General features: G+C 62.6%; 14 protein-coding genes. 13 read left to right on the top strand and 1 reads right to left on the bottom strand.

The window, feature by feature from the left end; translation table 11 throughout:
• Positions 1 to 4: 4 nt before the first annotated feature.
• Both prfA and prmC read left to right on the top strand, forming a co-directional pair.
• The gene (prfA, locus tag KPL76_RS12755; protein ID WP_205108284.1) at positions 5 to 1,087 is read left to right on the top strand and encodes a peptide chain release factor 1; all 1,083 of its coding nucleotides are present in this window, start codon (positions 5 to 7) and stop codon (positions 1,085 to 1,087) included.
• An 82-nt stretch (positions 1,088 to 1,169) separates the two neighbouring features.
• Positions 1,170 to 2,024 carry a peptide chain release factor N(5)-glutamine methyltransferase gene (prmC, locus tag KPL76_RS12750; protein WP_216336473.1) on the top strand — a complete coding sequence of 285 codons (855 nt, stop codon included), beginning with the start codon at positions 1,170 to 1,172 and terminating at the stop codon, positions 2,022 to 2,024.
• A 296-nt stretch (positions 2,025 to 2,320) separates the two neighbouring features.
• Here prmC and KPL76_RS12745 read toward each other — a convergent pair whose 3' ends face one another.
• On the bottom strand, positions 2,321 to 2,944 hold the full coding sequence (locus tag KPL76_RS12745) for an HAD-IA family hydrolase (RefSeq protein WP_216333870.1): 624 nt from the start codon (positions 2,942 to 2,944) through the stop codon (positions 2,321 to 2,323).
• Positions 2,945 to 3,027: 83 nt separating this feature from the next.
• On the opposite strand from KPL76_RS12745, the gene KPL76_RS12740 reads away from it, so the two are divergent.
• From KPL76_RS12740 to KPL76_RS12690, 11 genes are all read left to right on the top strand, one after another.
• On the top strand, positions 3,028 to 3,702 hold the full coding sequence (locus tag KPL76_RS12740) for an L-threonylcarbamoyladenylate synthase (RefSeq protein WP_216333869.1): 675 nt from the start codon (positions 3,028 to 3,030) through the stop codon (positions 3,700 to 3,702).
• 2 nt (positions 3,703 to 3,704) lie between these two features.
• Positions 3,705 to 4,898, top strand: coding sequence for an MraY family glycosyltransferase (locus KPL76_RS12735; protein ID WP_216333868.1), 1,194 nt, complete (start codon positions 3,705 to 3,707; stop codon positions 4,896 to 4,898).
• 3 nt (positions 4,899 to 4,901) lie between these two features.
• Positions 4,902 to 5,411, top strand: a complete 510-nt coding sequence (locus tag KPL76_RS12730; RefSeq protein ID WP_253202037.1) for a hypothetical protein — start codon at positions 4,902 to 4,904, stop codon at positions 5,409 to 5,411.
• A 334-nt stretch (positions 5,412 to 5,745) separates the two neighbouring features.
• On the top strand, positions 5,746 to 6,537 hold the full coding sequence (atpB, locus tag KPL76_RS12725) for a F0F1 ATP synthase subunit A (RefSeq protein WP_256438735.1): 792 nt from the start codon (positions 5,746 to 5,748) through the stop codon (positions 6,535 to 6,537).
• A gap of 169 nt (positions 6,538 to 6,706) precedes the next feature.
• Entirely contained in the window at positions 6,707 to 6,931 is a 225-nt protein-coding gene (gene atpE, locus KPL76_RS12720) for a F0F1 ATP synthase subunit C (RefSeq protein WP_253202258.1), read from the top strand.
• A 44-nt stretch (positions 6,932 to 6,975) separates the two neighbouring features.
• Positions 6,976 to 7,527 (top strand): F0F1 ATP synthase subunit B, encoded by a 552-nt coding sequence (locus tag KPL76_RS12715; protein WP_216333867.1) that lies wholly within the window; start codon positions 6,976 to 6,978, stop codon positions 7,525 to 7,527.
• A 2-nt stretch (positions 7,528 to 7,529) separates the two neighbouring features.
• Positions 7,530 to 8,330 carry a F0F1 ATP synthase subunit delta gene (locus tag KPL76_RS12710; protein ID WP_216333866.1) on the top strand — a complete coding sequence of 267 codons (801 nt, stop codon included), beginning with the start codon at positions 7,530 to 7,532 and terminating at the stop codon, positions 8,328 to 8,330.
• A gap of 105 nt (positions 8,331 to 8,435) precedes the next feature.
• Positions 8,436 to 10,073, top strand: a complete 1,638-nt coding sequence (gene atpA / locus KPL76_RS12705) for a F0F1 ATP synthase subunit alpha (protein WP_216333865.1) — start codon at positions 8,436 to 8,438, stop codon at positions 10,071 to 10,073.
• Between the two features lie 3 nt (positions 10,074 to 10,076).
• Entirely contained in the window at positions 10,077 to 10,976 is a 900-nt protein-coding gene (locus tag KPL76_RS12700) for a F0F1 ATP synthase subunit gamma (RefSeq protein WP_216333864.1), read from the top strand.
• 53 nt (positions 10,977 to 11,029) lie between these two features.
• The gene (gene atpD / locus KPL76_RS12695; protein ID WP_216333863.1) at positions 11,030 to 12,514 is read left to right on the top strand and encodes a F0F1 ATP synthase subunit beta; all 1,485 of its coding nucleotides are present in this window, start codon (positions 11,030 to 11,032) and stop codon (positions 12,512 to 12,514) included.
• Between the two features lie 2 nt (positions 12,515 to 12,516).
• On the top strand, positions 12,517 to 12,801 hold the full coding sequence (locus KPL76_RS12690) for a F0F1 ATP synthase subunit epsilon (protein WP_216333862.1): 285 nt from the start codon (positions 12,517 to 12,519) through the stop codon (positions 12,799 to 12,801).
• Positions 12,802 to 12,804 lie beyond the last annotated feature (3 nt).

The following is a 12,804-nucleotide window of genomic DNA, read 5'->3' as shown; positions in this document are numbered from 1 at the left end:
AGACATGTTCGAATCGGTAGAGACTCTGCTGATCGAGCATGACGAGCTGCAGGAGCAGCTCGCCGATCCAGCGCTTCACTCGGATCCTGCTCGATCCAAGAAGGTCAACAGACGCTATGCAGAGCTGAGTCGCATCATTGCGGCCTGGCGTGAATGGCAACAGCTGACCGACGACGTCGAAGCAGCGACGGAGATGGCCGCAGAAGATGCGTCGTTCGCGGCCGAGCTCCCCGGTATGACCGAGGAACTCGAAGCCGCGACCGAGAAGCTTCGTCGGCTGCTCATTCCCCGTGACCCCAACGATGGCCGCGACGTCATCATGGAGATCAAGATGGGGGAGGGCGGGGCAGAGTCTGCCCTGTTCGCTGCGGATCTTCTACGCATGTACCTGCACTATGCAGAAAGCAAGAAGTGGAAGACCGAGATCATCGAGCAGACTTCGAGTGACCTCGGCGGCATCAAAGACGTACAGCTGGCCATCAAGGGCAAGTCGACAGACCCAGCAGAGGGTGTCTGGGCGCACCTGAAGTACGAGGGTGGCGTGCACCGCGTGCAGCGTGTGCCGGCGACTGAGTCGCAGGGGCGTATCCACACCTCCGCTGCCGGCGTGCTGGTCTACCCGGAGGTCGACGAGCCCGAAGAGGTCGAGATCAGCCCGAACGACCTGAAGATCGACGTCTATCGCTCGAGTGGCCCCGGTGGCCAGTCCGTCAACACCACGGACTCTGCCGTTCGAATCACCCACCTTCCGACCGGAATCGTGGTGGCGATGCAGAACGAGAAGAGCCAGCTGCAGAACCGCGAAGCGGGGATGCGCGTTCTGCGGGCCCGTGTTCTGGCGAAGCAGCAGGAGGAGATCGACGAAGCGGCCTCCGCAGTGCGAAAGAGCCAGATCCGCACGATGGACCGCTCCGAGCGCATCCGCACCTACAACTTTCCCGAGAACCGCATCGCCGACCACCGCACCGGTTACAAGGCCTACAACCTCGACGCCGTCATGAACGGTGCCCTCGAACCGGTTGTCGAATCGTGTATCGCGGCCGACGAAGAGGCGCGACTCGCAGAGCTCGGAGCCACGGCGGAGTGAGCACTGCAACGAACGCGACAGGTGCCGGCGTACTACGGGCACCTGCGAGGGACTGGTGACGATCATCCAGACCGACAGGCCAATGACCGTTCGCGTGCTGCTCGAGCATGCGACGGCGGTTTTGTCGCGGGCTGGTGTGCCCGACCCCGAAGTCGACGCCACCCTTCTGCTGGGCCACGTTCTGGGCGCTTCGCGAGGCCAGATCCAGGCGTTCACCTACACTGACGTGCCCGTCGGCCCCGAGGATGCCGTGGCGATCGCCGAGGTCATCGAGCGCCGGGCCGCACGTGAGCCCCTGCAGCACATCACCGGCACGACGGGCTTCCGCTCACTCGAACTCGCGGTCGGACCCGGCGTCTTCGTGCCTCGCCCCGAGACCGAATTCGTCGCCGGCCTCGCGATCGACTCACTTCGATCGATGGCAGATGAATCGCCGCTGGCCGTCGATCTGGGTACCGGTAGTGGCGCGATCGCCTTGTCACTTGCGACCGAAGTGCCGCACGCTCGCGTGGTTGCCGTCGAGAACTCGTCTCCCGCGTTCATCTGGGCGAAGCAGAACTTCGCGGCAGTGGATGCCCGGAATGCCCGCCTCGTCTTCATCGACCTTGCTGTCGCCCTGCCTGAGCTCGACGGGCTCGTGTCGGTGGTCGTCTCGAACCCGCCGTACATTCCGGCTGGCGCGATTCCCCGCGACCCTGAGGTGCGTCTGTTCGACCCGGAGCACGCGCTCTACGGAGGCGAAGACGGACTGGACGTCGTGCGTTCCGTTTCGCAAACGGCCCGGCGACTGCTGAGGGCCGGGGGAGCGCTCGTCATCGAGCACGGTGAACTGCAGGGGGCGGAGATCCGCACGCTACTCGCAGCCGACGGGTGGAACGCAACCGCGACCCACCGTGACCTCACAGGGCGCGACCGCGCCACCACCGCGCTCCGCTGACCCTCACCACCCACCTGTCGCGTTCCGCTGACCCGTCGCTCCGCTGACCTGTCGCTCCGCTGAGCGTGCTCTACCGACCACTGCTCGCCCGCTGACTACCCGCGGGGATTGCTGGGTGCGGCCAAACGGCCCGAAAATCGGCATCTTAGGGACGTTCGGCCGCACCCAACGGGCCTCGCGCCGTCAGCGCGTCCACTCGTTCGTCCAGACGCGGGGGTATGTGCACTCTGCACGCGCCAAGCCGTGTGGACGAACGAGTGGACGACGTGGAGTGCCGGAGTGCGATTCAGCGTGAATCAGCGTGCGGCGAAGGCGTCGATCGCCGCACGCATCGCGGCTCCGTCGGGCACGTGGTCGACCGAGGGAACCTGGAAGGCGTGAATTCCGAAGTTCTGGGCAGCAGAGACATTCCGGGCGTTGTCGTCGAGGAAGAGAGCATCTGCGGGTGCCGCGCCGAAGCGTTCGAGGGCGAGCTCGAAGATGTGCGGGTTCGGCTTCGTCACGCCGAGGTCTGCGGACACGAGGTCGTGGTCGCCGAGAATGTCGGCGACGTCGGGCGCAAGAACCGGCAGTGAGGTGCGAAAGAGGATGTTGTTGTTCGACAGCAGCGATGCGGTGCCCAGCGTGGTGGCGTACCGCAGGGCATCCACCGCACTGTCGCTGCGCGTCATGGCGGCTCCACGCGACTGTTGCCACGCCTTCAGCGTCAGAACGGTTCCCGTCGCCTCTCCCCACGCTTCGAGGTAGGCGTCGACCGTCGCGTACTCGCCACGGTCCGCGCGCTCTTCATGCCCCGCAACCCACCACGACTTGGCGAGGTGGTACTGCGTGCAGTTCGTCAGCTCAGCGAGAGCCGGCAACCGCTTGTGAAAATCGTAGGCGTAGAGGGTCTGGTCGAAGTCGAAGAGGTAGAGATCCACCAGTACAGTATTCCAGCCGCCGGGCCATCCAGCGGCGCGGGTTCAGGAGCCGCAGTCGGCGTCAAGCTATCATTGCAACCGATATGGCTGCCATCTACGACTGCACGGTTCCGACCGAACTACTGACGGGCATGCGACTCGCCCGGGCGGCGATTGCCCGCGGCGAACTCGTGGTGATCCCGACCGACACCGTCTACGGCCTCGCGGCCGACGCCTTCAATCCCGAGGCCGTGCAGCGCCTGCTCGATGCGAAGGGCCGAACCCGGCAGTCACCGCCGCCCGTTCTCATTCCGAATCTGCGCACCCTCGACGCCCTTGCCGAGTCGGTGAGCGAACCGGTCCGTGTACTCACCCAGAAGTTCTGGCCCGGCGGCCTCACCGTCGTCGTTGCAGCCCGCAATTCTCTGGTGTGGGACCTGGGCGAGACCGCGGGCACCGTGGCCCTGCGCATTCCTTCCGACCCGATCGCACTCGAGCTCCTCGAAGAGACGGGTCCGCTGGCGGTGTCCTCCGCGAACCTGACGGGCGAGCCCGCCGCGCTGACGGCCGAAGACGCCGAACGGATGCTCGGCGACAGCGTCGCGGTCTACCTCAGCCTCGGGCATCCCGGGTCGACTGCGCCAGCAGGTGTCGCGTCGACAATTCTCGATGCCACCGAACCGGATCACATCAGGATCATCAGGCGCGGGGCCATCACTGAAGAACAGCTCCGTGACGAAATCGGCGATGTACTGGCGACAGACGGGCCGGCCGGCTAACTGTGCGTTTCTATCTGCTGATCGGGGCCGTTTCGGCCATCGTCACCTTCGGGTTGGCCATTCTGGTCTACAAACTCAGTACGAAGTATCGGCTCTACCCATCCATCCGCGAGCGTGATGTACACACGCGCCCCACGCCGCGCCTGGGTGGGGTAGCCATGTTCTTCGGAATCGTCGTCGCCGTCGCCATCGCCTCCCAGGTGAGCTGGTTCGGTTTGGTCTTCGCGAACCCCGGGCCCATCCTCGCCATCCTCGGGGCTGCACTCATCGTGGTGCTGATCGGCGTGGCCGATGACATCTGGGATCTCGACTGGTTCACCAAGCTCGCCGGCCAGATCGTGGCCGCACTGCTGCTGGCGTGGCAGGGAGTGCAGATCGTGTCGCTGCCGATCGGCGGGCGAACGATCGGGTCGAGTGGAATGTCGCTGCTCATCACGGTGCTCGCAGTGGTGCTGGTGATGAACGCGATCAACTTCATCGACGGCCTTGACGGTCTGGTGGCCGGAGTTGCCATCATCGCGAACAGCGTGTTCTTCTTCTACAGTTACATGCTCACCAAGCTGACCTCGCCCACCGACTACTTCAACCTTGCGTCGCTCATCACGGCTGTGCTGATCGGCGCGTGCATCGGCTTCCTGCCGCTGAACTGGCACCCGGCGAAGCTCTTCATGGGCGACGCAGGATCGATGCTGGTCGGCCTGCTGATGGCGACGAGTGCGATCGCGGTCACCGGGCAGATCGACCCGACCCCGCTCGGCCGGTCGCAGCTGCTGCCGGCGTTCATCCCGATCCTGTTGCCGTTCGCGATTCTCATACTCCCGCTGCTCGACTTCAGCCTCGCAGTCATCCGTCGCCTCCGTGCGGGCAAGAGCCCGTTCAGCGCGGACCGGCAGCATCTTCACCATCGACTGCTCGACATGGGTCATTCGAAATTCCACGCTGTGCTGATCTTCTACGCCTGGACGGCGGTCGCCTCGATCGGCTGCCTGTTGTTCTTCATTCTGAACCCGTACTGGCTGGCGTTCATCTTCCTGGGCGTCGGGATGATCCTCTGCACTGTGCTCACCCTTGCGCCGCTCACGCGTCGCAAGGCACTCGAGGCGACTGTGCAGCTCGCACCCGCATCGAGCATCATTTCAACCGAAGGTGCTGTGCTTGATCCCCTGGATCAGGCCAGCGATGAAAGAGACGTGTGAACCGTGTCAGAAGATCACCACGCCCTGCCCGATGACGACACGTCGAGCCCCAATCCGAGCGCTGCGGTCGTGAATACCGGAGCGACGCTGAGTTCGACCCCGATTCTGATGAGAGCGCTGCGGGTAGCAGCGCTCCTCACTGTTGTGCTCGTTGTCGTCGGAGGAGTGGTCGGGTACTTCCTCGACGGATGGGTCGGCGTGGTGAGCGCTGTGATCGGTGCGGCCATGGCGTTCGTCTTTCTCGCAATCACGGCCACGAGCATCCTCATCGCCAACCGCTATTACGCATCTCCGTTGTTCACCACGCTGTTCTTCGCCATCGTGCTCGGGGCCTGGTTGCTCAAGTTTGTTCTCTTCATCATTGCGGCCCTCCTGCTTCGCAACCAGCCGTGGACGAACAACGGAATTCTTTTCACCTGCCTGATCATCGGTGTGATCGGCACTCTCGTCGTCGATGTGGTCGTCGTTGCACGTTCCCGTATGCCGTATGCAAGCGACGCGAAGCTGCCCTGACGCTGCCCCCGACGCTGCTGCGACGCTCGGGCACGGTTGCTGTGAACCCTCACAGAGTGCCGATCGCCACCCAACTTCTACAGAACGTCGAAATACGTGCGAAATTCGTACACTTCTCCGGTTTTTCGGGCACTTCTGTTCGTCCAGCAGGCCGAAAGCTTGATAGAGTCTAAATTGTTCGTTCCGCTGCCCCGGCTGGGTCTCGAGCTGTGCTTCTCAACTGCACAGCACTTGTTCATCGCCTGTGCGCAGCAATCCCACACTATTCGTCGACGCGAGAGCCGAGCTCCACGCCCCGATACAGGAGAAAGCGCTGATATCTAACGCTGTAAACCTGCTAGCCCCGTTAGCAACCGATGAAGGTGGCTTTACGGGTCCCTCCATCAATGAATTTTTTCCCCAGGTCCTTCTCTTCGCGGGTACTCCGTTCGAGATCAACAGGATCATGGTCATCAGATTCATCGCGGTGGCAGCCATTGTCCTGATCTTCTGGATCGGCACGCGCAAGATGAAGATCGTGCCGGGCCGTTTCCAGAGCCTCGTTGAGATGGGGCTCGACTTCGTTCGGGTCAACATCGCTGAAGACCTGCTCGGCAAGAAAGACGGCCGGCGGTTCCTGCCGGTACTGACCACGATGTTCTTCATGATCCTGTTCTTCAACCTGACAGGAATCATCCCGGTGCTCAACATCGCGGGTACCTCGGTCATCGGTGTTCCGATCGTGCTGGCACTGGTGTCGTACATCTGCTTCATCTACGCCGGACTCCGAAAGCATCCTGGGGCGTTCTTCAAGAACGCGCTCTTCCCGCCAGGTGTGCCGCTGCCGCTCTACATCATCGTCGCGCCGATCGAGTTCGTCTCGACGTTCATCCTCCGGCCGGTGACGCTGACTCTCCGACTTCTCATGAACATGGTTGTCGGCCACCTCTTGCTGGTGTTGTTCTTCTCGGCTACGTCGTTCTTCCTCTTCACCGCTGGCGGCTGGTATTCCTTGTTCGGCATCGGCACGCTCGCGTTCGGCTTCGTCTTCACGCTGTTCGAGATTCTGGTCGCGGTGCTGCAGGCATACGTCTTCGCGCTTCTGACCGGCGTCTACATCCAGCTCGCGCTGGCTGACGAGCACTAGGCACCCGACCAAGCGGGTACCGACGCAGAAGGCACCGTCCCTCAGCTTTTCGCAACACACCAGTTTTTGAAGCAGCACAGTTCACCAGCACCACCCAGTTACACCACAAACGAAGGCACCCCGGCAGAGGCCGGGTTCGCCCCAACGGAAGGAAACACTCGTGGCAGACATCTCAACCCTCGCGGCTCTGAGCGGAAACATCGCTACCGTCGGTTACGGCCTTGCGGCCATCGGCCCGGCCATCGGCGTGGGTATCGTCGTCGGCAAGACCATCGAGGGCGTTGCACGGCAGCCCGAGCTGGCTGGTCGTCTCCAGGTTCTGATGTACATCGGTATCGCGTTCACCGAGGCGCTCGCCTTCATCGGTATCGCCGTCGGCTTCATCTTCGTCTAAGCCCCGATCAGAATTCGATTTAGACGAGTTAGAAAGGAGGCGAAATGATGAGTGCCATCACAAACGCAGTCCTGGCTGCTGAGCCAACGCACAACCCGATTTTGCCCGAGACCCCAGACCTCGTCTGGGGCGCGGTGTGCTTCGTCGTACTGCTGGTCTTCTTCTGGCGTGCGATCCTGCCACGCATGAAGAAGCTCCTCGACGAGCGTGGCGAAGCCATCGAAGGCAACATCGAGAAGGCCGACGTGGCACAACGCGAAGCAGAAGCCATGCTCGCCCAGTACACGGCCCAGCTTGCCGATGCCCGCGTCGAAGCCGGTTCCATCCGGGACCAGGCCCGCACCGACGGCCAGCGTATCCTCGCTGAACTCAAGGAGCAGGCCACGGCCGAAGCCGCACGCATCGCGTCGAACGCACAGGTGCAGATCGAAGCCGACCGCCAGGCCGCCGTCGTCTCCCTGCGCTCCGAAGTCGGTTCGCTTGCCATCGACCTCGCCTCCGGCGTGATCGGTGAGAGCCTCAGCGATGACAAGCGTTCCGCAGCGATCGTCGACCGCTTCCTGGCTGACCTCGAAGCCAGCGAGACGAAGGCGTAGTCATGGGTAGCGCAACCAGAGAAGCTCTCGCGTCATCGAAGAAGGCTCTCGCCAGTCTTCCGGCTTCGGCGCTGACGGTCTCGACCGGCGAAGACCTCTTCGCAGCAGGCCGCATCATCGGGGAGTCCGCGCAGTTCCGTTCACTGCTCGGCGACCCGTCGACGGATTCGTCGCAGAAGTCGGCCCTCGTGAAGGGTGTCTTCCAGGCCGGTCTCGGTGCCGACGCCCTGTCACTGCTGACGGCGATCGCATCGGCCCGCTGGTCGAACTCCGATGAGCTTCTCGCGGGAATCGAGGAGATCGGCCTCCGGGTTGTTGCTGCTTCGGCTCCCGCCTCGGTGTCGATCGAGAGCGAGCTGTTCGAATTCGGCGAAGCGGTCTCCTCCGACTCCGAGCTCGAACTCGCCATCGGCACCTCACTCGGTTCGCCTGCGGCAAAGGTTGCGCTGGTCGATGCTCTACTCACCGGCAAGGCATCCGAACAGACACTGGTGATCGTTCGGCACCTCGTGCAGCAGCCCCGTGGCCGCCGCATCGCGGAACTGTTGCGCAACGCTTCAACCATCGTGGCCGACGCGAAGAACCAGTCGATTGCAACCGTCACGCTTGCTTCGCCGATAGCAGCTGAGCAATTGGATCGCCTCCGGGCGTCGCTCGGCCGCCTCTACGGCCGCCAGCTGACCATCAACCAGATCGTCGATCCAACCGTTCTCGGTGGGCTCCGGGTGCAGGTCGGTGACGATGTCATCGACGGCAGCATCGAGTCTCGCCTGAGCGAACTTCGACAGAAGCTGGCCAGCTGACCGGTTCCCCCACGCCACGGCGGCTCGGGAACCACCCACAGATTTTCACACTCAGAGGCTTCTGGCCTCACGGAACACGCTTCACCCAAACTCAAAGGATAGGCAATGGCAGAACTTACGATCAGCCCGGATGAGATCCGTAACGCTCTTCAGGATTTCGTCAAGTCATACGAGCCAACTGCGGCCAGCGCGGTCGAGGTCGGTTACGTCATCGATGCCGCTGACGGTATCGCCCACGTGCAGGGACTGCCCGGCGTCATGGCGAACGAACTCATCACCTTCGCCGACGGCACCCTGGGCCTTGCCCAGAACCTCGAGCAGGATGAGATCGGCGTCATCGTTCTGGGTGAGTTCAGCGGGATCGTCGAGGGCATGCAGGTGCAGCGCACCGGTGAGGTGCTCTCCGTGCCCGTCGGAGACGCCTACCTCGGTCGCGTCGTCGACCCGCTCGGCAACCCGATCGACGGTCTCGGTGAGATCAAGGCCACGGCTCGTCGTGCCCTCGAACTTCAGGCTCCCGGTGTGATGCAGCGCAAGAGCGTTCACGAGCCGATGCAGACCGGCATAAAGGCTATCGACGCCATGATCCCGATCGGCCGTGGCCAGCGCCAGCTGATCATCGGTGACCGCCAGACCGGTAAGACGGCCATCGCGATCGACACGATCATCAACCAGAAGGCGAACTGGGAGTCGGGCGACACGAACAAGCAGGTGCGTTGCATCTACGTCGCGATCGGCCAGAAGGGCTCCACCATCGCTTCGGTGAAGGGTGCCCTCGAAGACGCCGGAGCGATGGAGTACACCACCATCGTCGCGTCTCCCGCGTCAGACCCCGCCGGCTTCAAGTACCTGGCTCCCTACACCGGCTCGGCCATCGGCCAGCACTGGATGTACGACAGCAAGCACGTTCTCATCATCTTCGATGACCTCTCCAAGCAGGCCGAGGCCTACCGCGCGGTATCACTGCTGCTTCGTCGCCCGCCGGGACGCGAGGCGTACCCCGGTGACGTGTTCTACCTGCACTCCCGTCTGCTCGAGCGTTGTGCCAAGCTCTCCGACGAGCTGGGTGCCGGTTCGATGACGGGCCTCCCGATCATCGAGACCAAGGCGAACGATGTCTCCGCCTACATTCCGACCAACGTGATCTCGATCACCGACGGCCAGATCTTCCTGCAGTCCGACTTGTTCAACGCCAACCAGCGCCCCGCCGTCGACGTGGGCATCTCGGTCTCGCGGGTCGGTGGTGACGCCCAGGTCAAGAGCATCAAGAAGGTCTCAGGTACCCTGAAGCTCGAACTCGCCCAGTACCGCTCACTTGAGGCATTTGCGATGTTCGCTTCTGACCTCGACGCTGCAAGCCGCCGCCAGCTGGCTCGCGGTGCGCGACTGACCGAGCTCCTGAAGCAGCCCCAGTACTCCCCGTACCCCGTCGAAGAGCAGGTCGTCTCGATCTGGGCCGGCACGAACGGCAAGCTCGATGAGGTTCCCGTCGAAGACATCCTGCGCTTCGAGCGCGAGATGCTCGACTACTTCGCGCGCAACACCGATGTGTTGACGAAGCTGCGCGACACCAACGTGCTGTCTGACGACATCACGGCGGCACTGGTGTCAGGGGTCGACAAGTTCAAGCAGGAGTTCCAGACGGGTGAGGGCAAGCCGCTCGCTTCGGTGGGCAGCGAGAAGTTCGATGCGATGCCCAAAGAAGACGTCAACCAGGAAAAGATCGTCAAAGGTCGTCGATAGATAATGGCAGCTCAACTCCGGGTCTATCGACAGAAGATCAAGTCTGCCCAGACGACCAAGAAGATCACCCGGGCGATGGAACTGATCTCTGCGTCACGAATCCAGAAGGCGCAGAGTCGGGTGGCAGCATCCGGCCCCTACGCCCGTGCGGTGACGCGAGCGGTTTCGGCTGTCGCGACGTACTCGAATGTCGAGCACATTCTCACGACTGAGCCGCTCAAGATCGATCGCGCGCTCATCGTGGTGTTCTCGTCAGACAGAGGCCTCGCCGGTGCGTTCAGCTCCAACGTGCTGAAGGAATCCGAGCAGCTCGCCAGCCTGCTGCGCAGTGAGGGCAAAGAGGTCGCGTATTTCATCGTCGGCCGCAAGGCTGCGGCCTACTTCGCCTTCCGTAAGCGCCCTGCAGAACACAGCTGGACCGGCGGCACCGATCAGCCCACCTTCGAGGTCGCCAAGGAGATCGGTGACGCACTTGTCGAGATCTTTCTGAAGGATGCGTCGGAGGGCGGCGTCGACGAGATCCACATCGTCTACAACCGTTTTGTGAGCATGGTCTCGCAGGTTCCTGAGGTCGTGCGCTTGTTGCCACTCGAGGTCGTCGAAGGCGTGGAAGCCCCGTCGAGCAATGAGGTGCTGCCGCTCTACGAGTTCGAGCCCGATGTCGGTGATGTTCTGGATGCCCTGCTCCCGGTCTACATCGAAAGCCGCATCTTCAACGCCATGTTGCAGAGCGCCGCTTCTGAGCACGCTGCACGTCAGCGGGCCATGAAGTCTGCAAGCGACAACGCAGACAAGCTCATCCGTGACTACACGCGACTGGCGAACAACGCTCGCCAGTCGGAAATCACCCAGCAGATCTCAGAGATCGTGGGCGGCGCCGACGCGCTGACCCCGTCCCGCTAGCCGCTGCGCTCCCGCACACACGTTTTCAGAACCTTTAAGAAAAGGAAGAAGTTATGACACCGACAGCAACAGAGACCTCTCCAGCTGCCGCCGACGTGACGGCCGGCGGCATCGGCCGCATTGCCAGGGTCACAGGCCCGGTCGTTGACATCGAGTTTCCGCACGATGCGATTCCCGGTATCTACCACGCGCTGAAGTCGACGATCACGATCGAAGGCGAGACACACGTCATCACGCTCGAGGTTGCACAGCACCTTGGTGATGACCTCGTTCGGGCGATCGCGCTGAACCCGACGGACGGCCTGGTTCGCGGCCAGGAGGTGACCGACACTGGTGCACCGATCTCGGTTCCCGTGGGTGACGTCACCAAGGGCAAGGTCTTCAACGTCATCGGTGAGGTGCTGAACGCCGACGCCGATGGCACGATCAACGGTGAGAAGATCGAGATCACCGAGCGCTGGCCCATCCACCGCAAGCCCCCGGCATTCGACCAGCTGGAGTCGAAGACGACTCTGTTCGAAACCGGTATCAAGGTCATCGACCTCCTCACCCCGTATGTACAGGGTGGAAAGATCGGACTGTTCGGTGGTGCCGGTGTCGGCAAGACCGTGCTCATCCAGGAGATGATCCAGCGTGTTGCGCAGGATCACGGTGGTGTGTCGGTGTTCGCCGGTGTCGGTGAGCGCACGCGTGAAGGCAATGACCTCATCATGGAGATGGAAGAGGCGGGCGTCTTCGACAAGACCGCACTCGTCTTCGGCCAGATGGACGAACCGCCGGGAACGCGTCTGCGCGTCGCGCTGTCGGCACTGACGATGGCGGAGTACTTCCGTGACGTTCAGAAGCAGGACGTTCTTCTGTTCATCGACAACATCTTCCGCTTCACCCAGGCGGGCTCAGAGGTGTCGACTCTTCTCGGCCGTATGCCTTCTGCCGTGGGATACCAGCCGAACCTCGCCGACGAGATGGGTGTGCTCCAGGAGCGCATCACCTCGACGCGTGGCCACTCGATCACCTCGCTCCAGGCCATCTACGTTCCTGCTGACGACTACACCGACCCGGCACCGGCGACGACCTTCGCGCACCTTGACGCGACGACCGAGCTGTCTCGCGAGATCGCCTCTCGCGGCCTGTACCCGGCCGTCGACCCGCTGACATCGACCAGCCGTATTCTCGACCCCCGCTACCTGGGTGCCGATCACTACAACACGGCCGTTCGTATCAAGGCGATCCTGCAGAAGAACAAGGAACTCCAGGAGATCATCGCGATCCTCGGTGTTGACGAGCTTTCTGAAGAAGACAAGATCACCGTTTCGCGTGCACGCCGCATCCAGCAGTTCCTGTCTCAGAACACCTACATGGCGAAGAAGTTCACCGGTGTCGAGGGCTCCACGGTTCCGTTGAAAGACACGATCGAGTCGTTCTCGGCCATCGCCAACGGTGACTTCGACCACGTCGCTGAGCAGGCCTTCTTCAACGTCGGTGGTATCAACGACGTCGAAGAGAAGTGGGCTCAGATCCAGAAGGAAGACAACTAGTCGTGGCTGACGTCTCAGACTCCTCTGCTCCCCTTCAGGTGAGTGTTGTCGCCGCCGACCACGAAGTGTGGTCGGGCGGTGCGACGCAGGTGATCGCAAAGACCACCGAGGGCGAGATCGGCATTCTGCGCGGGCACGAGCCGCTGCTGGCCATTCTGGCCGAGGGCGAAGTCCGCGTGACGCTCGCCGATGGCAAGAGGATTGTTGCGAAGGCAGACGAGGGCTTCCTCTCTGTGGAGAACAACCGCGTGACGATCGTCGCCCGAGCGGCAGAGTTGGTTTCGTAGGAA

It is taken from the genome of Subtercola sp. PAMC28395 (assembly GCF_018889995.1).
In the GTDB taxonomy this organism is placed as follows: domain Bacteria; phylum Actinomycetota; class Actinomycetes; order Actinomycetales; family Microbacteriaceae; genus Subtercola.
Note: the sequence above shows the minus strand (reverse complement) of the source record. Positions and strands in the feature narration are given on the sequence as shown.

Bases quoted from the DNA above. Each gene is read 5' to 3' on its own strand.
- prfA (WP_205108284.1), top strand. From the start codon at position 5: ATGTTCGAATCGGTAGAGACTCTGCTGATCGAGCATGACGAGCTGCAG.
- prmC (WP_216336473.1), top strand. From the start codon at position 1,170: ATGACCGTTCGCGTGCTGCTCGAGCATGCGACGGCGGTTTTGTCGCGG.
- KPL76_RS12740 (WP_216333869.1), top strand. From the start codon at position 3,028: ATGGCTGCCATCTACGACTGCACGGTTCCGACCGAACTACTGACGGGC.
- KPL76_RS12715 (WP_216333867.1), top strand. From the start codon at position 6,976: ATGATGAGTGCCATCACAAACGCAGTCCTGGCTGCTGAGCCAACGCAC.
- KPL76_RS12710 (WP_216333866.1), top strand. From the start codon at position 7,530: ATGGGTAGCGCAACCAGAGAAGCTCTCGCGTCATCGAAGAAGGCTCTC.
- atpA (WP_216333865.1), top strand. From the start codon at position 8,436: ATGGCAGAACTTACGATCAGCCCGGATGAGATCCGTAACGCTCTTCAG.
- KPL76_RS12700 (WP_216333864.1), top strand. From the start codon at position 10,077: ATGGCAGCTCAACTCCGGGTCTATCGACAGAAGATCAAGTCTGCCCAG.
- atpD (WP_216333863.1), top strand. From the start codon at position 11,030: ATGACACCGACAGCAACAGAGACCTCTCCAGCTGCCGCCGACGTGACG.